This window comes from Halomonas sp. B23F22_20, assembly GCF_043496985.1.
GTDB lineage: Bacteria > Pseudomonadota > Gammaproteobacteria > Pseudomonadales > Halomonadaceae > Halomonas.
The window spans coordinates 36962-59759 of record NZ_JBIEKH010000001.1; the positions used below are offsets into that span (position 1 = coordinate 36962).

Annotated in this window: 26 protein-coding genes; 17 read left to right on the forward strand and 9 right to left on the reverse strand. The window is 67.6% G+C overall.

Going from position 1 to position 22798, the window contains the following annotated elements:
* Positions 1-198: 198 nt before the first annotated feature.
* The 4 genes from ACGTN6_RS00160 (at position 199) to ACGTN6_RS00175 (ending at position 5323) form a co-directional block, all read left to right on the forward strand.
* Entirely contained in the window at positions 199-1605 is a 1407-nt protein-coding gene (locus ACGTN6_RS00160) for an MFS transporter (protein ID WP_394589208.1), read from the forward strand.
* Between the two features lie 106 nt (positions 1606-1711).
* The gene (locus tag ACGTN6_RS00165) at positions 1712-3508 is read left to right on the forward strand and encodes an acyl-CoA dehydrogenase (RefSeq protein ID WP_394589209.1); all 1797 of its coding nucleotides are present in this window, start codon (positions 1712-1714) and stop codon (positions 3506-3508) included.
* 106 nt (positions 3509-3614) lie between these two features.
* Positions 3615-4463 carry a 3-hydroxybutyryl-CoA dehydrogenase gene (locus tag ACGTN6_RS00170; protein ID WP_394589211.1) on the forward strand — a complete coding sequence of 283 codons (849 nt, stop codon included), beginning with the start codon at positions 3615-3617 and terminating at the stop codon, positions 4461-4463.
* Positions 4464-4549: 86 nt separating this feature from the next.
* Complete coding sequence (locus ACGTN6_RS00175; protein WP_394589212.1) at positions 4550-5323, forward strand: enoyl-CoA hydratase-related protein; 774 nt, start codon at positions 4550-4552, stop codon at positions 5321-5323.
* Between the two features lie 58 nt (positions 5324-5381).
* Here the strand turns inward: ACGTN6_RS00175 and ACGTN6_RS00180 are convergent, their stop codons facing one another.
* Both ACGTN6_RS00180 and ACGTN6_RS00185 read right to left on the reverse strand, forming a co-directional pair.
* A complete protein-coding gene (locus tag ACGTN6_RS00180) occupies positions 5382-6137 on the reverse strand; it encodes a Mut7-C RNAse domain-containing protein (protein WP_394589213.1) in 756 nt (251 codons plus the stop codon).
* Positions 6138-6168: 31 nt separating this feature from the next.
* Positions 6169-6948 (reverse strand): DMT family transporter, encoded by a 780-nt coding sequence (locus ACGTN6_RS00185; RefSeq protein WP_394589423.1) that lies wholly within the window; start codon positions 6946-6948, stop codon positions 6169-6171.
* A 209-nt stretch (positions 6949-7157) separates the two neighbouring features.
* Between ACGTN6_RS00185 and ACGTN6_RS00190 the strand changes: the two genes are divergently transcribed.
* From ACGTN6_RS00190 to ACGTN6_RS00215, 6 genes are all read left to right on the forward strand, one after another.
* Complete coding sequence (locus ACGTN6_RS00190) at positions 7158-8237, forward strand: NAD(P)-dependent alcohol dehydrogenase (protein ID WP_394589214.1); 1080 nt, start codon at positions 7158-7160, stop codon at positions 8235-8237.
* Positions 8238-8341: 104 nt separating this feature from the next.
* A complete protein-coding gene (locus ACGTN6_RS00195; protein ID WP_394589215.1) occupies positions 8342-8866 on the forward strand; it encodes a GNAT family N-acetyltransferase in 525 nt (174 codons plus the stop codon).
* Between the two features lie 29 nt (positions 8867-8895).
* Entirely contained in the window at positions 8896-9609 is a 714-nt protein-coding gene (locus tag ACGTN6_RS00200; RefSeq protein WP_394589217.1) for an aspartate/glutamate racemase family protein, read from the forward strand.
* Between the two features lie 46 nt (positions 9610-9655).
* Complete coding sequence (locus ACGTN6_RS00205) at positions 9656-10501, forward strand: MOSC domain-containing protein (protein ID WP_394589219.1); 846 nt, start codon at positions 9656-9658, stop codon at positions 10499-10501.
* Between the two features lie 3 nt (positions 10502-10504).
* Complete coding sequence (locus ACGTN6_RS00210; protein ID WP_394589220.1) at positions 10505-10945, forward strand: GNAT family N-acetyltransferase; 441 nt, start codon at positions 10505-10507, stop codon at positions 10943-10945.
* A 49-nt stretch (positions 10946-10994) separates the two neighbouring features.
* Positions 10995-11381: a tautomerase family protein gene (locus ACGTN6_RS00215; RefSeq protein WP_394589221.1), complete on the forward strand. Its 387-nt coding sequence runs from the start codon at positions 10995-10997 to the stop codon at positions 11379-11381.
* Here ACGTN6_RS00215 and ACGTN6_RS00220 read toward each other — a convergent pair.
* Positions 11378-11767: a winged helix-turn-helix transcriptional regulator gene (locus ACGTN6_RS00220; RefSeq protein WP_394589222.1), complete on the reverse strand. Its 390-nt coding sequence runs from the start codon at positions 11765-11767 to the stop codon at positions 11378-11380. The two genes, ACGTN6_RS00215 and ACGTN6_RS00220, sit on opposite strands and share 4 nt — an antisense overlap.
* A gap of 95 nt (positions 11768-11862) precedes the next feature.
* Here ACGTN6_RS00220 and ACGTN6_RS00225 point away from each other — a divergent pair, with 95 nt between their 5' ends.
* A complete protein-coding gene (locus ACGTN6_RS00225; RefSeq protein ID WP_394589224.1) occupies positions 11863-12672 on the forward strand; it encodes an HD domain-containing protein in 810 nt (269 codons plus the stop codon).
* On the opposite strand, the gene ACGTN6_RS00230 is transcribed toward ACGTN6_RS00225, so the two are convergent.
* Complete coding sequence (locus ACGTN6_RS00230) at positions 12669-13166, reverse strand: nucleoside deaminase (protein ID WP_394589226.1); 498 nt, start codon at positions 13164-13166, stop codon at positions 12669-12671. The genes ACGTN6_RS00225 and ACGTN6_RS00230 overlap by 4 nt on opposite strands.
* 270 nt (positions 13167-13436) lie before the next feature.
* Between ACGTN6_RS00230 and ACGTN6_RS00235 the strand changes: the two genes are divergently transcribed.
* Both ACGTN6_RS00235 and ACGTN6_RS00240 read left to right on the forward strand, forming a co-directional pair.
* Positions 13437-14228 carry a MotA/TolQ/ExbB proton channel family protein gene (locus ACGTN6_RS00235; RefSeq protein ID WP_394589228.1) on the forward strand — a complete coding sequence of 264 codons (792 nt, stop codon included), beginning with the start codon at positions 13437-13439 and terminating at the stop codon, positions 14226-14228.
* The gene (locus tag ACGTN6_RS00240; protein WP_394589230.1) at positions 14221-15060 is read left to right on the forward strand and encodes a flagellar motor protein MotB; all 840 of its coding nucleotides are present in this window, start codon (positions 14221-14223) and stop codon (positions 15058-15060) included. Before ACGTN6_RS00235 ends, ACGTN6_RS00240 begins: the two co-directional genes overlap by 8 nt.
* Before the next feature lie 10 nt (positions 15061-15070).
* Here the strand turns inward: ACGTN6_RS00240 and ACGTN6_RS00245 are convergent, their stop codons facing one another.
* The gene (locus ACGTN6_RS00245; protein WP_394589232.1) at positions 15071-15706 is read right to left on the reverse strand and encodes a response regulator transcription factor; all 636 of its coding nucleotides are present in this window, start codon (positions 15704-15706) and stop codon (positions 15071-15073) included.
* A 213-nt stretch (positions 15707-15919) separates the two neighbouring features.
* On the opposite strand from ACGTN6_RS00245, the gene ACGTN6_RS00250 reads away from it, so the two are divergent.
* On the forward strand, positions 15920-17653 hold the full coding sequence (locus ACGTN6_RS00250; protein ID WP_394589234.1) for a PHA/PHB synthase family protein: 1734 nt from the start codon (positions 15920-15922) through the stop codon (positions 17651-17653).
* 8 nt (positions 17654-17661) lie between these two features.
* Here the strand turns inward: ACGTN6_RS00250 and ACGTN6_RS00255 are convergent, their stop codons facing one another.
* Genes ACGTN6_RS00255 through ACGTN6_RS00265 form a run of 3 tightly spaced genes read right to left on the reverse strand, consistent with a single transcriptional unit; the run spans position 17662 to position 20119 of the window.
* Positions 17662-18852, reverse strand: a complete 1191-nt coding sequence (locus ACGTN6_RS00255) for a sensor histidine kinase (protein ID WP_394589236.1) — start codon at positions 18850-18852, stop codon at positions 17662-17664.
* The gene (locus ACGTN6_RS00260) at positions 18852-19502 is read right to left on the reverse strand and encodes a 2OG-Fe(II) oxygenase (protein WP_394589238.1); all 651 of its coding nucleotides are present in this window, start codon (positions 19500-19502) and stop codon (positions 18852-18854) included. Before ACGTN6_RS00260 ends, ACGTN6_RS00255 begins: the two co-directional genes overlap by 1 nt.
* Positions 19499-20119, reverse strand: a complete 621-nt coding sequence (locus tag ACGTN6_RS00265; protein WP_394589239.1) for a CoA pyrophosphatase — start codon at positions 20117-20119, stop codon at positions 19499-19501. The genes ACGTN6_RS00260 and ACGTN6_RS00265 overlap by 4 nt, the downstream gene beginning before the upstream one ends.
* Positions 20120-20212: 93 nt before the next feature.
* On the opposite strand from ACGTN6_RS00265, the gene ACGTN6_RS00270 reads away from it, so the two are divergent.
* Positions 20213-20770: an NUDIX hydrolase gene (locus ACGTN6_RS00270; RefSeq protein ID WP_394589240.1), complete on the forward strand. Its 558-nt coding sequence runs from the start codon at positions 20213-20215 to the stop codon at positions 20768-20770.
* A 38-nt stretch (positions 20771-20808) separates the two neighbouring features.
* On the opposite strand, the gene ACGTN6_RS00275 is transcribed toward ACGTN6_RS00270, so the two are convergent.
* On the reverse strand, positions 20809-21120 hold the full coding sequence (locus tag ACGTN6_RS00275; protein ID WP_394589241.1) for a YqfO family protein: 312 nt from the start codon (positions 21118-21120) through the stop codon (positions 20809-20811).
* Between the two features lie 197 nt (positions 21121-21317).
* Between ACGTN6_RS00275 and ACGTN6_RS00280 the strand changes: the two genes are divergently transcribed.
* The gene (locus ACGTN6_RS00280) at positions 21318-21824 is read left to right on the forward strand and encodes a fasciclin domain-containing protein (RefSeq protein WP_444875036.1); all 507 of its coding nucleotides are present in this window, start codon (positions 21318-21320) and stop codon (positions 21822-21824) included.
* A 131-nt stretch (positions 21825-21955) separates the two neighbouring features.
* On the forward strand, positions 21956-22798 hold the full coding sequence (locus tag ACGTN6_RS00285; RefSeq protein ID WP_394589242.1) for a fructosamine kinase family protein: 843 nt from the start codon (positions 21956-21958) through the stop codon (positions 22796-22798).

The following is a 22798-nucleotide window of genomic DNA, read 5'->3' on the forward strand; positions in this document are numbered from 1 at the left end:
CGTAGGGGAAAAGACGCGAAAAGGCGCCGATTGGGGATTGGCGCGATCCTGCCCGGGGGGTATATTCGCCCCTCGAAAACCTGTTGTCGTTGACCGTTCTCCGGATCGGGTCGACGCTGAATTCAACAGTCTTCAGAACCTGCCACGGCCGTGCGCGGCGTGGGTTCCCTACACGCCATTCGCTCGAGACGTTCGCTCATGTCACGGCAGCTACTGCTCATGGCCCTGGCGCCCCTGCTGGGCCTTTTCATCCTCGGTATCGGCAATGGTTTCCTGGCGACGCTGATCACCCTGCGCCTGGACGCTGCCGGCGAGTCGCCGGTGGTGATCGGCTGGGTCTCCTCGGCCTATTTCATCGGCCTGGCGCTGGGGGCCATGCTCAACGATCGGCTGCTGCTGGCCATCGGCCATATCCGCGCCTACGGCAGCTTTGCCTCCTTGGTGGCGGCTACCGTGCTGTTGCAGGGCCTGTTCTTCGATCCCGCGGCGTGGTTCGTGCTGCGCCTGATCGGTGGCTGGGCCACGGTCGGGGTGTTCCTGGTCATCGAAAGCTGGCTGCTGACCGCCGGAGATGCCACGGTGCGCGGGCGCCTGCTGGCGCTGTACATGATCTCGCTGTATGCCGCCGGGGTTCTCGGCCAGTTGCTGCTCGGCGTCGTCGATGCCATGGGGCCCACCGCGCCGTTCATGACGATCGGCATGCTGGCGTCGCTGTCGGTCTTGCCCATGGCGATGATTCCCAAGGTCTCGCCGTTGATGGACAAGGCCGAACCGCTGTCGCCGCTGCGCCTGATCACCCTGACCCCCACCGGGGTAATGGGCAGCTTTGGTTCGGGGCTGGCGGTGGCCGCGGTCTATACCCTGCTGCCGCTGTATCTGCAGCGGAACGGCTTCGGTGTGGTACAGGTCGGCCAGTTGATGGCGGTCATGGTGCTCGGTGCCATGCTGTTGCAGTACCCGGTGGGGCGCTGGTCGGATCGCCACGATCGACAGATGGTGCTGATCGGCATCGGCGGCTTCTGCGCCCTGATCTCGGCCGGCATCCTCTTCCTGTCGCTGCCACCCTGGGGGCTGGCCGGGCTGTTGTTCCTGCTCGGCGGCGGCGTTTTCTCCCTCTACCCGGTATCGGTGGGGCATGCTGCCGACCGGGCCCCGGCCGGCGCCCTGGTACGCATGAGCCAGGGTCTGCTGCTGATCAACGCCATCGGCTCTACCCTCAGTCCGCCGGTGATCTCGCCGGTGATGACGGTGCTCGGCGATACCGGACTGTTCTGGTCGCTGGGGGCGCTGGGCCTGATCCTCGTGGGGTTCTTCTCCTGGCGGCGCAGCGTTCGCCCGGCGCCGGTGCCGGTGGCGCCGTTCTCGCCCTCCACGCCGCTCAGCGCTGCCGGTGCCGAACTGTCGGTCACCGACGAGTGGATGCAGGGCGCCCTGGAGCACGAGCACGTCGAAGACCTCTCCGCTGCGGTGCCGGATGTGGCAGTGGCCGAGCCCCTGGTCGGCCCGCCGCCGCCCGACGAGCCGCACATCGTCTATTACGATGGTCCCACTCCGGCCGACGTCGAGGAGGAGGGAACGGAAGTCGCTCGGCCGAGCCAAGGATGACGTTCCTGCATCGTCATCAGCGGGACGTATACCCGACCTACGGATAATGGTCGGCGAAAAGTAGTGAATCTACTATCGCCGGTATCATTTTTCCCAGGGTGATCCCATGACGCCATTCATGCCGCCGCTTCGCGATGTTCGCTTTGTGCTCGAGGAGCTCCTCGAGCACGCTTCGCTGTCCCTGCCCGGTTTCGAGGAGCTCGAGCCCGAGCTGGTCGAGGCCGTGCTCGATGAGGCCGCTCGGCTGGCCGGCGAGGTCTGGGCGCCACTCAATGCCAGCGGGGACCGCCAGGGGTGTCATCGTCGAGAGGATGGCGGGGTCGAGGTGCCGGAGGGCTTCGCCGAGGCCTATCGGGCCTATGCCGAAGGCGGTTGGAACGGCATCGGCGTTGCCGAGCACCAGGGCGGTCAGGGCCTGCCGGAAGTGGTGGCCAGCGCCGTCCAGGAGATGCTGCATGGCGCCAACATGGCGCTCGGGCTGTGCCCCATGCTCACCGCCGGCGCCATCGAGGCGCTTGCACGACACGGCAGCGATGCCCAGCAGGCGCGCTATCTTCCTCCGCTGGTGGAGGGGCGCTGGACAGGCACCATGAACCTCACCGAGCCCCAGGCCGGCTCAGATCTCTCCCAGGTGCGGACCCTGGCGGTGCCTTGCCCCGACCAAGAGGCCGATCACTATCGACTTCGCGGGCAGAAGATCTTCATCACCTGGGGGGAGCACGAGGCCGCCGAGAATATCCTTCACCTGGTGTTGGCGCGCACCCCGGACGCCCCCGAGGGTAACCGGGGCATCTCGCTGTTCCTGGTCCCCAAGTTCCTGGTCAACGATGACGGTTCCCTGGGCGAGCGCAATGACGTGGTCTGCTCCGGGCTCGAACACAAGCTCGGCATCCATGGCTCGCCCACCTGCGCACTGAGCTTCGGCGAGCGGGATGGCGCCATCGGCTACCTGGTCGGCGAGGAGGGGCGTGGCCTCAATCACATGTTCACCATGATGAACGAGGCGCGCCACAAGGTTGGCATCCAGGGCATCGGGGTGGCCGAACGGGCCTGCCAGTTGGCCCGTGCCTACGCCCTGGAGCGGGTGCAGGGGCGTCGGAGCGGCGCGCCCTGCGCGATTGCCGAGCACCTGGACGTCAAGCGCATGCTGCTCTCCATGCGAGCCCGTACCGATGCGCTGCGGGCGCTGGCGCTGAGCTGTGCGGCGCAGATGGACCTTGCGCGCCACGCGGCCGACGATGCCGAACGGCAAGCGGCCCAGGCCCGGGTCGAGCTGCTGATCCCGGTGGTCAAGGCCTTCTCCACCGATCAGGCGGTGGAGATCGCCTCGCTGGGCGTGCAGGTCCACGGTGGCATGGGCTACATCGAGGAGACCGGCGCCGCCCAGCTGCTGCGCGATGCGCGCATCGCCCCCATCTACGAGGGCACCAACGGCATCCAGGCCCTCGACCTGGCGGGGCGCAAGCTGGCTCGGGACGGCGGTGCCGCCATGACCGCGCTGGTCGACGAGATGGAGGGTACCGCCGAGGCCCTGGCCGCCAGTGCCTCGCTGCGCCCGCTGGGCGAGAGCCTCGCCGCCGGCATCGAGGACCTGCGTACCGCCATGAGCCTGGTGCTGGCGCAGGGGGCGGACTCCGAGCGCGGCGCGGACGCCGTCCAAGCCTATGCCACCCCCTTCCTGGCGCTCACCGGTCACGTGCTGTGCGCCTGGCAGCTGGGCCGCTCCGCGCTCCGCGCCGAGGCTGCCCTGGCGGCCGGCAGCGAGGACGGCGATTTCTATCGCGTCAAGCTGGCCGCCGCCGATCACGGGCTGCGTCACTGGCTGCCGCTGGGCCGTGCCCAGCTGGCGTCGATCGAGGCCGGTATGACGAGCCTCGCTGCGCTGGATCCCGCGACTCTCTGATCGCTTGACGCCGTCCCGCCGAGGGCTCGACCGGCGGGCGCCGGCGGTGCATGCTGCACCGGGTGCCCGCGGGCACGTCATCCACTCGAGAGGAGGAGAGGCAGCGATGAGTCAACAACCGATCGGCGTCGTGGGCGCCGGCACCATGGGCCAGGGCATCGCCCAGGTGCTGGCGACCAGCGGGTTTCGGGTGCGCCTGTATGACGTGGCCGAGGCCGCCCTGGAGCGGGCCCGCAGCGCCATCGACGCGGGGCTGGTCAAGCTCGTGAACAAGGACCGGATGAGCGAGACCGGCCGCGAAGAGGCCATGGTGCGGCTGCTCACTACTGTCGACCTGGAGACCCTGGCCGACTGCGCGGTGATCATCGAGGCCGCCCCCGAGCAGCCCGAGCTCAAGGAACAGCTGTTCCGCGACCTCAGCCGGCTCAGCGACGACGCCATCCTGGCCTCCAACACCTCCTCGCTGTCGCTGACCCGGCTGGCCGCGGTCAGCGCGCGGCCCGAGCGGGTGGTGGGCATGCACTTCTTCAACCCGGTGCCGGTCTTGAAGCTGGTCGAGGTGATTCGCGCCGAGCAGACCAGCGACGCCACCGTGGCGCGCATCGAGGCCCTGGCCGAAGCGCTGGGCAAGACCGCGGTGCGGGTGGGTGATTCTCCCGGCTTCGCCGTCAATCGTCTGCTGGTGCCGATGATCAACGAGGCGGCCTTCCTGGTGCAGGAAGGCGCGGCCACTCCGGAGGCGGTGGACCAGGCCATGCAGCTCGGCGCCGCCCACCCCATGGGGCCTCTTCAGCTTGCCGACCTGATCGGCCTGGACGTCTGCCTGGCGATCATGGAGGTCCTCCAGGAGGGCTTCGGCGATCCCAAGTACCGGCCCTGCCCGCTGCTCAGGCGCATGGTCGAGGCCGGCTATCTGGGGCGCAAGTCCGGGCGCGGTTTTCACGTCTATTCGTGACCTCTACCAAAGCCGCGATTGCCGCCCAACCAAGCGTTCGCTAGGGTGAGGGCGGATCGTCCCTTTCGTTATCACGAGGAGTCATCATGAGCGAGCAGCCGATCGAGGTGCAGGACAACGCCGGCATCGTGCGCCTGACCGTCAACCGTCCCAAGGCGCTCAACGCCCTCAACAGCGAGGTCATCGCCGCCCTGGCGACGACGCTCGACGAGCTCGAGGCCCGCAATGACCTGCGCGCGGTGCTGATCACCGGGGCCGGCGAGAAGGCCTTCGTGGCCGGTGCCGATATCACCGAGATGCGCGACAAGAGTGCGCCCCAGGCTCGCGATTTCGCCGGCCAAGCGCTCGCCACCCTCAAGCGGCTGGAGGCCCTGCCGGTGCCGGTGGTGGCGCTGGTCAACGGCTTCTGCCTGGGCGGTGGCTGCGAGCTGGCGCTGGCCTGCGACTGGGCGGTGGCCAGCGACAATGCCGTGTTCGGCCAGCCCGAGGTGTTGCTCGGGGTGATTCCCGGGTTCGGCGGCACCCAGCGCCTGCCTCGCCGGGTTGGTCCGGCCATGGCCCTTGACCTGGTGACCACCGGACGCAAGATCGATGCCAAGGAGGCGCTGCGCATCGGCCTGGTCAACCGGGTGATGCCCCAGGCCGAGCTCGAGGACTATGCCGCCGAGCTGGCCAAGCAGCTCGGCGGCAACGGCCCGCAGGCGGTGCGCGGCGCCAAGCAGGCGGTCCACGACGGCATGGACCAGGACCTGGACAGCGCGTTGGCCCTGGAGACCAGCCTGTTCGCGCTGTGCTTCGCCGGCGAGGAACAGCGCGAAGGCATGAGCGCCTTCGTCGAGAAGCGCAAGCCGAACTTCTGAGCGGCGCTCATCCTGGCGTTGAAAACGACGGCCGTGGCGGCGACGCCACGGTCGTCTTTCATGTTGCCTCATCGAGACGGTGGCGCAGCCTGGCCACCAGTGAGCGCATCTGCGACACGTGGCTGCCGTGCCAGTACAGCTGGCCGCAGGCCTCGCACTGCAGGAAGTCGTCCACATAGCGGCGCGTCAGCGGTTCCAGCCGATGGATCACCGTGTCCTTGGCGACGACCTCGAGTCGGCCGTTGCAGCGCGTACAGCGAGTGAAGGGCGCCAGCTCGTCGCGTCGCACGAAGGCCTGCACCACCTCCACCAGCTGTTCGAAGGGGGCGTCGGCGCGCACGAAGCGTCCCAGGCCAACTCGTCGGCGCTTGAGCAGGTTGCGGTCGCGGGTCAGCAGGATGCGTGCCTCGGTCTCGGCCCATTCGGCGAGCTCGGCATCGTCGGCGCGATGGCGGTAGCGACAGTCGAGGCCCAGCAGGCGCAGGTAGCGGGCCAGTCGGCCCAGGTGGACGTCGAGTACGAAGCGAGGCGGCTGTGGCAGGGGCGGTCTCAGGTGATGCGACGCGGCCCCCGGCGGTGCGACGTTGGCGGGGTAGACGTTCACCGTCTCTCCGGCGGCGAGAGGATGGTCGAAGCCCACCGGGGCGCCATTGACGAGGATGGCGTCGACCTCCGGATGAGGCACGCCGAGGGCCTCGATCACGTCCTTGATGGCGGCGCGGCGGTCGACCCGGTAGGTCAGCGTGCGGCCGCGCCGCTCGCGGGGCAGGAAGTCGTCGAGCTCGCCGTGGAAGCGCAGGCGGGCGGTGTCCATGGGTCTCCCGTGGATCGGGGCAACATCGGCTTCAGTCTAGGCGCTCGTTGCGTCGCCGGGCCAGGCGTGCCGGCCACCCCAGGCGTAGCATGCCGGTGGCGATGGCGGTGCCGGCCAGGGTAATCGCCATGCCGGCCAGGACCTGCAGGCTCAGCGTCTCGTCGAGCAGCAGATAGCCCCATAGCAGGGCGCTGACCGGCACCAGGAAGGTGACCGTGGAAGTGGCGGTGGCTCCGGCGCTGGCAATCAGCCCGAAGTAGAGCAAAAACGCCAGGGTGGTGCTGAACACCGCCAGCGCCAGGCCGTTGGCCCAGCCCAGGCCGCTGATCGGGGCCTGGGGCCACAGCCACAGGCCCGGCAGCAGCAGGATCAGCCCGGACATGGCGCAGCTGCCGGCGGCCAGCACGCGCACTGGCAGGTGGGACAGGTACGTCTTGGAGTAGTTGGTGGCGATGCCGTAGCAGAAGGTGGCACCGAGCACCGCGAGGATGAACCAGCCGTCGCCGCCGAGGGCGAAGTCCAGACGATCCGCCGAGAGCACATAGACCCCGAGGAAGGCCAGCGCCAGCAGCGAAAACGGCAGCACGTGGTTGACCAGCCCCAGCAGCATCAGCTTGCCGGCGTTGTCCCGCACCAGGCGCAGGTAGCGGGCGCCGAGCAGCAGCGGCACCATCAGCAGCGCGCCCACGCCCATGCGCACCAGGATCAGCGGCACCGGGCCGAATTCGGGCACCGCCACACGCATGAAGATGAACGACATCCCCCACAGCGAGGAAAGCAGGATCAGGCGAAGGGTGTCGGCCGGGCTCATGGCGGTGTCCTGGTGGCGAGTGGTTAAAGGGCGGGTAACCATGAGCAGGGTAATCGCCTGGGCAACGGCGGGAAAGGGCATGAAAGTTCATGTCTCTCCATCCTTCACGGACTGAGAGGGAGAGGGCATGTGCAGGAGGCTTGATCCAGCGCAATCTCGTCCGGGCCAGGCTGTGCTGTGATGAGATTTTTCCCGCGAGGAGAGCCGCCATGCCTGCCATGATGAAAGCCGCCATCTTCGTCGAGCCCGGCCGCATCGAGCTCGACGACAAGCCGATTCCCGACATCGGCCCCGACGATGCCCTGATCCGGGTGACCACCACCACCATCTGCGGCACCGACGTGCACATCCTCAAGGGCGAGTATCCCGTGGAGCGGGGCCTGACCGTGGGCCACGAGCCGGTGGGGGTGATCGAGAAGCTCGGCGCCAACGTCAAGGGCTATGCCGAAGGCCAGCGGGTGATCGCCGGCGCCATCTGCCCGAGCTTCACCTCCTACGCCTGCCAGGACGGCTGCAGCGCCCAGGACGGTGGCCACCACGGGCACGGCTACAAGCCGATGGGCGGATGGCGCTTCGGCAATACCATCGACGGCGCCCAAGCTGAGTACCTGCGCGTGCCCGACGCCCAAGCCAACCTCAGCCCGGTGCCGGATGGGCTCAGCGACGAGCAGGTGCTGATGTGTCCGGACATCATGTCCACCGGCTTCGCCGGAGCGGAGTCGGCCAACATCCGCATCGGCGACAGCGTGGCGGTGTTCGCCCAAGGCCCGATCGGGCTGTGCGCCACCGCCGGGGCGCGGCTGCGGGGCGCCGGGCTGATCATTGCCGTGGACGGCGTCGACGAGCGGCTGGCCATGGCCCGCCGGCTCGGCGCCGACGTGGTGCTGGACTACCGCAAGGTGGATGTGGTCGACGAGATCCGTCGCCTCACCGGTGGGCGTGGTGTGGATGCGGCCATCGAGGCGCTGGGCCTGCAGGCCACCTTCGAGAACGCCCTGCGGGTGATCAAGCCGGGCGGTACCCTGTCGAGTCTCGGCGTCTATTCCGAGGACCTGACCCTGCCGCTGGACGCGTTCAGCGCCGGCCTCGGCGACAACCGCATCGTCACCTCGCTGTGTCCGGGCGGCAAGGAGCGCATGCGCCGGCTGATGGGCATCATCGAGAGTGGCCGGCTGGACCTTGGTCCGCTGGTCACCCACCGCTACGCCCTCGATGACATTGTCGATGCCTACGACCTTTTCTCCCACCAGCGCGACGGGGTGCTCAAGGTTGCCGTGCAGGCCGGCTGAGCGACGAGCGCTGGGTCAATCGTTGATCGCCCTGCTTGTTGCGGGCCGCGATCAGGGGCGTAGGCTGAAGAAAACCGCCCGGGAGTCGCATCGGGGAGGCGAACGTGACGATACGTGAATCGACGGAGCAGGACGAGCCCGCTCTGCTCTCCCTCCACGAGGCGGCCTTCGGCTCGTCGGAAGGGCCCGAGATCGGCCGACTGGTGACGGCCCTGCTGCATGACGATACGGCTCGGCCACTGTTGTCTCTGGTCGCCGAACGGCAGGGCAAGCCGGTGGGTCATGCCATCTTCAGCGCGGTATCGATCGAAGGCCACCCTGGGGCGAGCGTGCGCATCCTCGCGCCTCTGGCGGTGGCGCCCGGGCTGCAGCGGCGAGGGACCGGCGGCGCCTTGATCACCGAAGGCTTCGCGCGGCTGGCCGCTGCCGGGGTCGACTGCGTGCTGGTGCTGGGCGATCCCCGTTACTATGCCAGGGCCGGCTTCCGGGCGGATCATGCCATTACGGCTCCCCATCCGCTGGAGCATCCCGAGGCCTGGATGGCCAACGAGCTTGCATCCGGCGTGCTCGAGCGTCTGGCGGGTAGGGCGAGGTGCGCGGCCTCTCTCGAGGCACCGGAATACTGGTAATGTCCCAACAGTTCCACACGGAGGTGACCATGAAGACCATTGGCGTGCTCGGCGGCATGAGCTGGGAATCCACCCAGAGCTATTACCGGGCCCTCAACGAGGGCGTGAAGCGCGAGCTGGGCGGCTTTCATTCGGCGAAGGTAGCGCTTTACAGCGTCGACTTCGCCGAGATCGAGGCGCTGCAGCAGCAAGATCGCTGGGACGTGGCGGGCGAGCGGCTCGCCGAGGCGGCCCGACGGGTGCAGGCGGCGGGGGCGGACTTGCTGCTGATCGCCACCAACACCATGCACAAGGTGGCGCCTCAGGTCGAAGCGGCCATCGAGATCCCGCTGCTGCACATCGCCGATGCCACCGCCGAGCGGCTGCGCCAGGACGGCATTCGCCGCGTGGGACTGCTGGGTACGCGCTTCACCATGGAACAGGCTTTCTACAAGGATCGGCTCACCGAGCGCTTCGGCATCGAGGTGCTGGTGCCGGAGGCCGAACAGCGCGAGCGGTTGCATCGTGTGATCTTCGACGAGCTGTGCCAGGGGTGCATCGAGCCGGCCTCGAAGGCGGCGTTTCTCGAGATCATCGCGGACCTGCACGCACGAGGTGCCGAGGCGGTGATCCTCGGCTGCACCGAGATCGCGCTGCTGGTTGGCCAGGCCGATACCCCGGTGCCGCTCTACGACACCACGGCCCTGCACGCCGATGCTGCGGTGGTCGCCGCGCTGGCAGCGGACACCCGGGAAAAAGCGTAGCCGGCTTGGTAGAGTAAAACCTTCCACCAATGCCAGGGAGGCAGGGATGCGCATCACTCAGCTCAACATCTATCCGGTCAAGTCACTGCGCGGCATCACTGTCGAGCAGGCCACGCTCACCGAGCGAGGCCTGGCCTTCGATCGCCATTGGATGGTCGTGGACGCCCGTGGCCGCTTCGTCACCCAGCGCGAGCGTCCCGCCATGGCTCGGGTGACGGTGCGCCTCGAGACCAATCGCCTGGTGCTGGAGCATCCCGAGGCCGCGCCCCTGGCCGTGCCGCTGGAGCGTCACGGCCAGGGGCGCCTCGAGGTCAGCATCTGGAAGGACACCTGCGAGGCGCTGGATGAAGGCATCGAGGCGGCCGACTGGCTGACCTCCGTGCTGGGCGGCGCCGATGACGGCGGGCTGCGCCTGGTGCGTTTCCCCGAGGAGCGACGCCGCGAGGTGGAGGCCGATTACCTGAGAGGCGAGACGGCGCATACCGCTTTCCCCGACGGTTATCCGCTGCTGGTGACGCATCAGGCCTCGCTCGAGCGGTTGAACGAACGCCTTGCCGCCAAGGGGCTCGATCCCGTGCCGATGGGGCGTTTCCGGCCCAACGTGGTCGTCGAGGGAGAAGCGCCTTTCGCTGAAGTCGACTGGGATGCGCTGACCTTCGAGTCGGGCATCCTCCTCGGGCTGCGCAAGCCCTGCAAGCGCTGCAAGATCATCACCCAGGATCCGCTTACCGGTGAGGCGCCGGTACCCAAGGAGCCGCTGAAGACGCTGGTCGAGATGGACACCCAGCCGGGCTGGAAGGGCGCTTTCTTCGGACAGAATGCCATCCCGCTCGAGGGCGTCGGCCTGACGCTGCGCGTCGGCCAAGCGCTGACGGCGGCGGTCCGGGGCTGAGGCGTGGCGCTGTCGCTGAGCCCGGCGCTGGAGTCCGACCGTGACTGGGCCGCCGCCCTGGTGCGGGCCAACATGTGCGAGGACTATGAACGCCATGGCCTTGGCTGGAATCCGGATGCCTTCGACGCTGACTGGACCGCCGGCGAGAACCATTTGCTGTGGTGTGAAGGCGCCTGCGTGGGCTATCTGCGCCTTTATCTCGGCGAGGGCGTCGGCTATCTCCAGGATCTGCAGGTCGTGGCCGGCCGGCGTGGAGCCGGCCTCGGCGCCCGGGCGCTCGAGGCCGCCAAGGCCCGGGCCCGCGAGCGTCGCCTCGAGGCACTGCGGCTCAAGGTCTTCGCCGACAGCGCGGCCGTGCGGTTCTATCGCCGCCACGGCTTCGTCACGCTGTTGTACGCGCCGCCGCTGATCGGCATGGAATGTCGCCTGGCCGCGGCCGGGTGAACCCACCCGGGCCTCCAATGAAGAAGGCCCTTGCCCATAAGGAAATGACATGATCGTGATCTATGGCATTCGCCATCGACTGGACCCCATCAAGGCTCGCCTCTCGGCGGTGATCCACGAGTGCATGATGTCGGTGCTCGGCATGCCCGAGGACAAGCGGGCCCATCGCTTCATGCCCATGGACGCCGAGGACTTCTATTTCCCCGGCGGGCGCAGCGACGCCTATACCGTGATCGAGATCAACATGATGGCGGGGCGCGCGGCCGAGACCCAGCGGGCCCTGATCAAGGCCCTGTTCGCGCGCATCGAGGCCCGGCTCGGCATCGCGCCGGTGGATGTGGAGATCATCCTCAAGGAGCAGCCGCCGCACTGCTGGGGCTTCCGCGGCATGACCGGCGATGAGGCCAGGGATCTCACCTACCGCGTGCGCGTCTAGCCCGGATCGCGCGTCGGTAGCTCCTCTGCCGTCAGCGCGAGGAAGTGCGCCGGTGGAGCATCGCACTCAGCCAACTGAGCGCCGCCCCAACGCGCCAGGGCCTGCATGGCAGGCAGCAGCGCCGCACCCCTGGGCGTGAGGTGATACTCGTGGCGTTTCGATCCCGCTCGGGAGGGGACGCGCACGATGATGCCGTGCTCCGCCAGCCGGCGCAGGCGGCTGGCCAGGATGTTGGTGGGGATTCGCTCGGCACAGTGGCTGAAGTCGCCATAGCGATGCTTGCCCTTGATGATCTCGCGGAGGATCACCAGGCTCCAGCGATCGCCGACGAGTTCCAGGGTGCGGGCCAGGGGACAGGCCGCCGGAGTGGATGAAGATTCGCTCATGGTACCCAGCATATCCTCACATGCCTGAGGCTTGCAATATGCAAGTAACTCCTCTAGCTTGCTTGCAAATTGCAAGCAAGTGGAGCGGCGTGCCCATGCTCGGCCCTACCCCAGGATCCTTCTCGTGGAGCGAGACCACGCAAGGCGTACTGAGTGCCAGAGACAAGGCGCATCTGGTCTACCAGCTGGTGCGCAGCCAACTGCATGAACGATTGAGTCGCCTGGCCTGGCGGCTCGACCGCTCGCGTATTCGCAGGCGAGGCGTGGAACTCGCGCGACTGAGGCCGCCCCACAGCGCCTTCTGTCGACGGGTCGAGGACCGAGTGGCGGCGGAATATAGCCCTGCGCTGCTGGCGCACTGCTACCGCACCTGGTGGATGGGCGCGCTGGTGGGGGAGATGCTGGGGCTCGAGGCGGATGCCGAGACGCTCTATGTGGCTTGCTTGATGCACGACGTCGGCCTGACGGATGGACACGCCGGTTGCATCACGAGCACGGCCTTCCAGGTCACCGGGGCCCGGGAAGCACGGCGGCTGGCGCTCGATGCGCAGTGGCGCGATGCCGATGCGATCCGTCTCTACGAGGCGATCAGCTATCACCTGAATCCGTGGCTTGATGCCGGTCGTCATACCCCGGAGGCCCTGCTGGTCAAGTACGGGGCACACATGGACGTGGCCGGCGCCCATCGCCATTTGCTGCCCGCGAAGACCCTCGCGGAGATTCACCGACGGCACCCGCGCGACGGCTTCCGGCAGGAGATCACCCGTTCCATCGAGTCGCTGCCCCACCGAACCGGCAGTCATGCGGAGGTGCTGCGGCGGATGGGTTTCGCTCGGCTGGCCGAGCGCAACCCCCTGGATCGGCATCATGGTGCCGGAGCGGTCGGGGGGCCGACGAGGCCCTAGTCGGGTACCGATGGTTGCCCGATGCGGTGAAGGCGCCGGTGCAGGGCGTGCACTCGCTCGTCGAGTCCCGATGCGGGGCCCTCCACGGTGAGGCCCGGGACTACCTGCTGAATCGGTAGCGTGGCTACCGGCGGTGGCGGAATGCCCAGTTCGCTCAGCCATTCCCCCAGTTGAGCACTGGAGCTGGCGTAGACGATGCGACCGAGCCCTACCCAGCCGTGGGCGGCGGCACACATCGGGCAGTGTTCCCCGGAGGTGTAGACGGTGGCCGCGGCTCGTTGCGCCGGACTCAGGTGCTCCGCTGCCCAGCGGGCGATGGCGAATTCGGGGTGGCGGGTGGCATCGCCGCCGGCGATGCGGTTACGGTCCTCGAACAGCACCTCGCCGTCGGCTGAGACCAGCAGCGAGCCGAACGGCTCGTCGCCGGCCACTAGGGCCTCCTCGGCAAGGGTCAGGCAATGCTCGAGATGCTTGCGGTCCGCGTCCTGGATCATGATCGTCGCTCCTCGCTGCGCTGGCTCTCTCAAGGAGTGTAATCCCTGGCGGGCGCCGTGGCAGGAGCTGGGGGATATCCGCGAGGCAAGTCGGCCGCGTGCCTCGGGCCGGGTCGTCGCCGCGGCCCGGTAGGTCGAGGGGGCAGGGCACCGGGGATGCCCCCTGTCCAGTGTGTTTCGTTGGATAACGATGAGAGTGGAAGCCAACGATGCGTCCGACTATGTTGCCTGCCAGCCACTCGGCGCTTTCAAGGAGATAAGGAGTCGGACATGGACTTGGCAACTCTCATCGGCCTCGCCGGGGCCATCATTCTGGTGGGTACGGCGGTCGCCCTCGGCGCGTCGCCGGTGATCTTCTTCAACCCGTTATCCCTGCTGATCGTCTTCGGCGGCACCCTGTGCGTGGTAATGGCCAAGTTCAGCCTTGCACAGCTCAAGCAGGCCCTCCGAGCCACCAGCCGCGCCTTCAAGTTTCAGTTGCCGGACACGACCGCCAGCATCGACGAGCTGGTCGCCCTCGCCAAGACGGCGCGCCAGAAGGGGCTGTTGGCGTTGGAGGGGGAGCAGGCGTCGAGCCCCTTCCTGCAGCAGGGGTTACAGATGCTGGCCGATGGCTTCGATGACCAGACGCTGCGCGAGCTGCTCCAGAAGGAGCGGCTGCTGACCCTGGAGCGCAACCAGTTCGGTGCCAATCTCTTCTCGGCGATGGCCGAAGTGGCGCCGGCGATGGGCATGATCGGTACCCTGGTGGGGCTGGTGCAGATGCTCGCCAACATGAGCGATCCGAGCTCGATCGGGCCGGCCATGGCGGTCGCCCTGCTGACGACCCTCTATGGCGCCATGCTGGCCACCATGGTGGCCAATCCCATCGCCGCCAAGCTCTCGCTGCGCACGTCGCAGGAGGCGCGCATGCAGGCGCTGTGGATCGACGCGCTGATCGCTATCAAGCGGGAGACGAATCCTCGCGTCATCGAGCAGATGCTGAGCCTCTATCTGCCCCCGGAGCAGCGGGGCCGAGAGGAGGGTGGCGAGCTTTCGGCGGAGGCGACCGATCATGGATGAGATCACGCAGCCGAAGCGCTCTGGGGTGGCGAGTTGGATGGTGACCTACGCCGACCTGATGTCGCTGCTGATGTGCTTCTTCGTGTTGCTGCTGTCGTTTGCCGAGATCGATGCCGAGCGCTTCGAGCGACTGGCCGGGGAACTGGCCAGGGCCTTCGGCGTGCAGCGCGAGGTGCCGGCGGAGCAGATACCCATGGGGACCAGTCCGGCCTTCGATCGTTTCGCGCCGGGGCGTCCCCAGCCGACGCCCCTGGAGCAGGTGCGCCAGAGCACCAGCGAGGAGCGCCCGCGGCATGACACCTTCCGGGGCACCCTGGAGACGACGCAGGATCAGCGAATGAGGGCCGTCTCGCGGGAAGTCGCGGTACTGTTGGAAGACGCGGTGGCGAAGGGCCAGGTGCGCGTTGAGGCCGACGAGCAGCGCATCGTGATGCGCATCCAGGAGCAGAGCACCTTCCGCTCCGGGGAGGCCCGTGTGCTTGCCCCGTTCGCCGAACTGCTGGGACAGATATCGGAGGTGCTGGTCGATGTGCCCGGGCGGCTGGAGGTGGACGGTCATACCGACGACGTGCCGATCGGTGACAGTCGCTATGCCAGCAACTGGGACCTGTCGGCGGCTCGCGCCGCCTCAGTGGCCAACGTGCTGATGGACAACCCGCGCATGGACCCGCAGCGTCTGGTGGTGCGGGGGTTCGCCGACACGCGTCCGCTGGTCGAGGAGCCGACGGCCCAGGCGCGGGCGCGCAATCGGCGGGTCGAGATCACCATCGATCTCGGCGTCTCGCGGCGCGCCATGGGAGCCATCCCTTTCAGGGATCTGTCCGACTCCTGATGCTTCGCGGTCATGGCCCAGGCAGTGGCGGCACAAGCCCCAGCGCCGTGACCAGGCGCACCAGCTCGGCCAGGTTGGAGGCACCCAGCGCCTTCATGGCCCGCAGCCGGTAGATCTCCACGGTCTTGGCGCTGATCTCCAGCCGGGCGGCTATCTCGCGGCTGGTCAGGCCCTCGGCGACGTGGATCAGGATCGCCTGCTCCTTGGGGCGCAGACCCGCGAAGCGCTCGCGCAATGCCGACAGGCATGCGCGCTCGCGCTGCCGCCGGCGGGACGTGGCCGCGGCACGCTGCACCAGGTCGATGAGCTGCTGCTGGTTGAAGGGTTTCTCGACGAAGTCGAAGGCTCCGGCCTTCAGCGCGCTCACGGCCATGGGGACGTCGCCGTGGCCGGTCATGAAGATCAATGAGGTAACGTCACCGCGCTCGACCAGGCGCTGCTGCACCTGAAGGCCCGAGAGCCCGGGCATGCGCACATCGAGCAGGATGACATCGTGATGCTCGGGGGCGGCGGCGAGGAAGCTTTCGCCGTCGGGGTAGGCCACGGGGGCCAGGCCCACGGACTCGAATAGCCAGGTCAAGGAGTCGCGCAGGGCCGCGTTGTCGTCGACGACGGCGATGCAGGGAGATGAGGGGAACTCGGTCACGCAGGGCTCCGGCGGCGGGCGATGAAGGGCGCCTCGGGCGCAGGAGCAGTGTACCTCTCGTCGGCCTCGTCGGTCATGTCGCGGGCCAAGGAGCTGCTAATCTGGAAAGGCGTGTCTGGAAAGGCGTGGCGGCGGCTCTCGATGGGGAGGAAGTGCGCGATGACGTCGGGAACGGGCATGGGGCCTCGGGACGACGCCCCATCGGATGAGGCGATGCGAACGGAAGCCCTCGATTCGATTGCCTTGCAGCTGGATCGAGCCTTCCACGCCAGCCTGGCGAAACTGACGGCCGGTATCTCGCCGGCGGGGCTGGCCAGCACCCAGGCAGAGTGGCTGATGCACCTGGCGCTGTCGCCGGGCAAGCAGATCGAGCTCGTCGACAAGGCCGGGCGCAAGGCCTGGCGATTGGGGCATTACCTGCAGCGGCTGGCGCTGGACCCCAGTGTCGAGCCATGCATTGAGCCGATGCCGCAGGATCGACGCTTTCGTGCCCCTGCCTGGCGACTTTGGCCGTACAGCCTCTACTACCAGGCTTTTCTCCTGAATCAGCAGTGGTGGCATATCGCCACCACCGACGTGACCGGCTTGCCGATCGAGCGTGAGCGAGTCGTGAACTTTGTGGTGCGCCAGTGGCTGGATCGCTGGTCACCCTCCAACCTGCCCTGGCTCAATCCAGAAGTCGCTTCGCTGACCCTGGCTACCGGCGGACAGAACCTGGTTCAGGGGTGGCGTAACCTGCTGGAGGACGGACAGCGGGCGATGGCCGGCCGCCCGCCGGTGGGCGCCGAGGCCTACCGTGTGGGCCACGAGCTGGCCACCACGCCTGGCAAGGTCGTCTATCGCAACCGGCTGATCGAGCTGATCCAGTACGCGCCGGCTACCGAGCGTGTCTACGCCGAGCCGGTGTTGATCGTGCCGGCCTGGATCATGAAGTACTACATCCTCGACCTGCATGCCGATGCCTCGCTGGTCGAGTATCTGGTTGGCCAGGGCCATACGGTGTTCATGATCTCCTGGCGCAACCCGGATTCCGACGACCGCGAGCTGGGCATGGACGACTATCGGCGGCTGGGTCCGATGGCGGCGCTGGACGCGATCGTCGAGATCACCGGCAGCGACCGGGTTCACGGCGTGGGCTATTGTCTGGGCGGGACCCTGATGTTGATCGTAGCGGCTGCCATGGCACGCGATGCCGACCCGCGTCTGGCCAGCCTGACCACGCTTGCCACCCAGGTGGACTTCACCGAAGCCGGCGAGCTGATGCTGTTCATTGGCGAGAGCCAGATCTCCTACCTGGAGAGCATGATGTGGGATCGCGGGTATCTGGACGGCTACCAGATGGCCGGCGCCTTCCAGATCCTGCGCTCCAACGATCTGATCTGGTCGCGGGTGGTGAACAGTTACCTGCTTGGCCAGCGCCAGCCGATGAATGCCCTGATGGCCTGGAACGCCGATTTGACGCGTATGCCGTACCGGATGCACTCCGAGTATCTGCGCCGGCTGTTCCTTGATAACGATCTGGCCAACGGCCGTTACAGCGTGGAGGGGCGGCCGGTGGCGATCAGCGATATCCGGGTTCCGCTGTTCAGCGTGGCCACCGATGAGGATCACGTGGCGCCCTGGCGCTCGGTGTACAAGATTCACCTGCTCGCCGATGCCGACGAGATCACCTTCGTGCTGACCAACGGCGGCCACAACGCAGGCATCATCAGCGAGCCGGGCCATCCCGGACGCTATTATCAGTGCTGCACCCGGCGCGGCAGCGACCGCTACCTCGACCCGGAAACCTGGCGCGGGACGGCGCCAACCGAGAAGGGCTCCTGGTGGCCGGCCTGGCAAGCCTGGCTGGTGGCGCACTCTTCCGGTCGCGTGACGCCGCCGTCGCTAGGCAGTGAACGCCACCCGCCGCTGGAGGATGCCCCAGGGGGCTTCGTGCTGATGTCCTGACGGGCGAGTCAGTCGGGGTCGGCGAGGCGCAGGGTGCCCTGAAACAGGGTGCCATCGTCGCCTGTCCGCGCGAGAACCAGCCCCCCGCCCATGGCTTCCATCAGCGAGCGGGCGATGGCGAGCCCCATGCCCAGGCCATCCTCACGGGTGGTATGGAAGGGCGTGAACAATCGCTCGCGGGCCGCCACGCTCACCCCGGCGCCTTGGTCGTGCACCCGGAAGATCAGCTCCCGTTGGCCTTGCCGCCGAGCCGAGATCGTCACCCGTTCGGCCCCGAGACATTCTCGGCTGGCGTCCAGGGCGTTACGCAGCAGGTTGACCAGCACCTGTTCCAGGGCCAGCGGATCGCCGTGCACCCGAGGCAGGTCGTCCGGTAGGTCGAGCGTCAGGCGCACGCCGGCCTGGCGGAACTGCCAGTCGCACAGCCGGACGGCGCCGTCGACGGCGGTCGCGAAGGCCAACGGGGTGCAGCGGGTCTCTCCGCGGCGCACGAAGGTGCGGATCAGGCGCAGCCGTTCGGCGAGATCGCCGACCTGTTCGTGAATCCGGGTCAGTGGCAGTGCCAGGTCGCGGGCGGGAGCGTCCGGGGCGGCCTCGAGCCGCATCAGCGCGCCGCTGGCGTAGGTGTCAATGGTTGCCAGCGGCTGGTTGAGCTCGTGGGCGATGGTGGAGGCCAGCTCGCCGGTGGCCGCCAGGCGGTTGGCGTGGGCGATCTGTTCCTGGTGGCGGCGCGCCTGGGCCTCGGCCTGGCGACGCAGGGTCACATCCCGGGAGACGCACAGGATGTCCAGCAGCTCGCCGCTGACGGGATCGCGACGCGTGCGGCTGGTGGTCTCTATCCACACGTAGTGGCCATCCCGGGCGCGGAAGCGGTAGCAGAGCCTGTAGAAGCCATCGCGATGGTAGACCCGAGGCGACTTGGCGAGCAGATCGGCCAGGTCGTCGGGGTGGAAGAGGTCATAGGCCGAGACGCCGATCAGCGATTCGGGGGCGTATCCGATCAGCTCGCGGGCGGCCGGAGAGGCGTAGAGGAAGGTGCCGTCCCGGGCGTGCCGTGAGATCAGATCGGTGGTGTGCTCGGTCAGCCAGCGATAGTGATTGCGCTGCTCGGCAAGCCGCGCAGCGCGTGCCTCGAGCTTGGCATTGTCAGCCTCGAGCGCCGCCACGCGGGCCTCGAGCGTCGTTCGTTCATCCGCCATCAGTGGGCCGGATCCACCAGGCCGCCCAGCGAGGCGTTGCGCCGGAACCAGCCGGCGATGCTGGCGCGGGGGTAACGGGTCGGCAGCACCTCGTGGGGCACCCGGTCGGAGAGGAAGCACACGAAGGTGCCGGCCTCGGGCCGTACCCGTACCAGCTCGCGCTCGGGGACGTCGGCGTCGAAGATCACCATTTCGCCCCCACCGTCGGCGGGCCAGTCGGCGTTGAGGTAGCCCACGGTAGAGACCACCCGGTTGGCGCGGCCCCGGAAGCTGTCGAGATGGCGGCGGTAGAAGGCTCCCGGCGGGTACTGGGCGAAATGGGCCTCGTACTCGAACAGGCCGAGGAACAGGGCCTGGTTGAGGGCCTGTTGCAGCTCGCCCATGGCCTCCAGGTAGCGGCGCTGGGCCAGGCTCTCGCGGTCCAGCCAGCGGATGGCGTCGCCGCGAATGTCGTGGCGCAGATGATGCTCGCTGCCGCGTCCGACGCCGGCGGCGGCCAGCGCGTCGCGAGCGGCCATCGCTTCGACTTCGGCCAGCAGCGGGACGTGCAGCGCCTCGGGGAGGAAGGCGTCGCCTTTGTACCAGCCCTGTTCGACCAGGGCGTCGACCAGCTCGGTCAGCCGGTGGGCAGGCAGGTGTAGGTGGCTCATGAGAGTGTCGTCCGGCGCTCTGGGTGGAAGCGTAGCTCGCCTGGAGGGCGCTGGAACAGGGTGATCGGCATGCCGAAACCCTCGGCCAGCAGTTCCACCAGCATCATCGACGACAGCCCCCAGATCACGTGGCCATCGTGGCGATAACTCGGCACGTAGTAGTCGCGGCCGTCGACGCGAATCACGTCGGTATGGGTGCGGCGATCGGCCAGGAAATCCGCCACCGGCACCTCGAAGATGGCATCCAGTTCATTCGGATCCGGTAACAACGGCAGGTCCGGGGGAATAACGCCGACGTAGGGGGTGACCTTGATGCCGTGCAGCGAGAGTACGTCGGACAGCCGTCCGAGCACCTCGACCCGGGTGGGAGGCAGAGCGATTTCCTCTTCGGATTCGCGCAGTGCGGTAGCCAGCAGGTCGGGGTCCTCATGCTCGCGCTTGCCGCCGGGAAAGGCCACTTGCCCGCTGTGAGTCGAGAGGTGGGCCGCTCGGCGAGTGAACAACAGCGTGGGGTCTGGGCGTGCCACCACGGGGATGAGCACGGCCGCCTGGGGGAGGTCGACGCGCAAGGGGGGCGGCGCATGCGCTTGCAGGCGCTCGCGGAGTTTCTCTAACATGGTGATTCCGTCGAGTTTCACTCCTTTTACCCAGTCGCCACGCGCGGCGTCAAGCCCGGGCCATGTCCCGTCGCCAGCCTGTCAGGGAGCGCCATGAACTTTTGCAGCCACTGTGGTCAGCCGGTCCGATTCGCGATTCCCGAGGGCGATGACCGGCCACGCTTCCTGTGCGAGGCCTGCGGCACCATCCACTATCAGAACCCGCGCATCGTCGCCGGCACACTGCCGGTGCTGGGTTCGCAGGTGCTGCTTTGTCGCCGGGCCATCTCGCCGCGCAAGGGCTTCTGGACGCTACCCGCGGGCTTCATGGAGAACGCCGAGACCACCGTCGAGGCGGCGGCCCGCGAGACGCGCGAGGAGGCGTTGGCCGAGGTGGCGATCCACGACCTTTACACCTTGATCAACCTGCCGCACATCGACCAGGTGTTCATGATCTTTCGCGCCGAGCTGACCGGCGACTACGGTGCCGGCCCGGAAAGCCTCGAGGTCGCGCTGTTTGAGGAACACGACATCCCCTGGGGCGAACTGGCCTTTCCCACCATCGAGCGCACCCTGCGCCACTTCTTCGCCGACCGTCGAGACGGCGACTTCCCCCTGCACGTCAGCGACATCACGCCCGAGGATCGCGAGCGCTACTTCGGCTCGGCCTGACGCGATGGCGGACAGAGGCGGCGTTCTTGTCGCCTCGATCACAGGTCCGCGAGCCGCCACACGTCATAGGCCGGTTCCTCGTAGGGATGGGCTCGCCGCAGCGCGGCCAGTGCCTCGTGGACCAGGGCGTCCTCGCAGACCATCTCCACCTTGAGTTCTTCCACCCTTTCCAGATCGCCGACCCGGCCGATGTGCGGATTGGCCCCTGCCAGTGGACGGAACTGGCCGGTGCCGGGGGTCTGGAAGCAGCAGGCCTCGTAGTCACCGATCCGACCGGCGCCGGTGGCGAAAACGGCCTCCTTGACGGCTTCGGCGTCTGCCATGGGAACGAAGAAGGCGAGCTTGTACATGGGGATCTCCCGTCATTCGAGTGTCGTCCCCTGTTGTGCCACAAGGCGGTATCTTGCGTCTGCCGGCTGCTCGACAAAAATACTTGTCCAATTTTTATACACGGTCTATTTTCTGTATAGGTTGAGTGCGACATGCCTCATCCGGTGGCACCTTTCTTCACCCGTCATAACCCGGTCTGACCGGAGGAGCGAAGACCATGAATGCCATGATTCACCACGCCCCCAAATGGATCGGTGCGGGCGCACTGGGCCTGATGTTGGCCACCAGTGTCCAGGCCGATCATCACGAGATGAAGGCCGATATCGTCGACACCGCCGTGGAGGCCGGCCAGTTCGAGACCCTGGTCGCTGCCGTGAAGGCAGCAGGCCTGGTCGAGACCCTGAAAGGAGAGGGGCCCTTCACCGTTTTTGCCCCTACCGATGAAGCCTTCGCTGCTCTGCCGGCGGGCACCGTAGACGACCTGCTCAAGCCCGAGAACAGTGAGACCCTGACGTCGGTGCTGACCTATCACGTGGTGCCGGGCAAGATCATGGCCGAGGACGCGATGGCGGCCGACAGCGCTACTACCGTCCAGGGGCAAGATCTGACCATCACCACCATGGACGGCCAGGTGATGATCAACGAGGCCACCGTCTTACAGGCTGACATCGAGGCCAGCAACGGCGTAATCCATGTCATCGATGGGGTGCTGATGCCCGAGTGATTCCGTCGACCCTCCCATCCCCTCGGTCGTCCCCGCGACCTCCTGCTTGCCGCCCACCCCCGGGCGGCTTTTTTTGACAAGGGCGGAGCGAGGGACGAGCCTCGTGGACAATATTTGACCGGAGCCACGCCATGCCCGACGCCCTCGACGAATTGTTACGCCGCCTGGGGATTCGTCCTGCGGGCGCATTGGTGCCGCTGTCCGGTGGTGATATCGCCGCCGTCTATCGCCTGTCCACCGACCGTGGCGAGGCGGTGGTCAAACACGATGAGGCTGTGAGGCTGGCCGGCGAGGCAGAGGGGCTCCAGGCGCTGCGCAGGGCGTCGCCGCGCCTGGTGGTTCCCGAGGTGTGGGGGGAAGGCGATGGCTGGCTGGTGATGGAGGCCCTGGTACCGAGGCCTCGAGGAGTGCCGCACGACGAGATCAGCTTGGCCGAGGGGCTGCACGAGCTCCATGCGATCGACGCTGAGCCCCATGGCTGGCACCGGGACAATGCCTGCGGCAGCACCCCCCAGCCGAACGTGCCGATGGCCGACGGGCGCGCCTTCCAGCGCGAGCGCCGCCTGCTGCCTCTGGCAAGGGCCTGCCATGCCCGGGGGCTGCTGGATGACCGGCTTCGTGAGCGCGTGGAGGGCGTGGCCCATGGCCTCGAGACCTGGTTGCCGGACGCCCCCGCGTGTCTGGTACATGGTGATCTGTGGTCGGGCAACGTGCTCTATACAACTCGCGGGCCGGCGCTGATCGACCCGGCGGTCTATCGTCACTATCCAGAGGTCGACCTTGCCATGCTGACGCTGTTCGGCGCCCCTTCACCAGCCTTCTTCGAGGCCTACTGGCAGGGCGGCGCTCCTGAGGACTGGCCGCGCCGCGAGGCGCTGTTCCAGCTGTATCCGCTGCTCAATCACCTGCTGCTGTTCGGTAGCGCCTACCGGAAGGGCGTGGCTCGGACCCTGGCACGAGTGGAGCGGGTATGA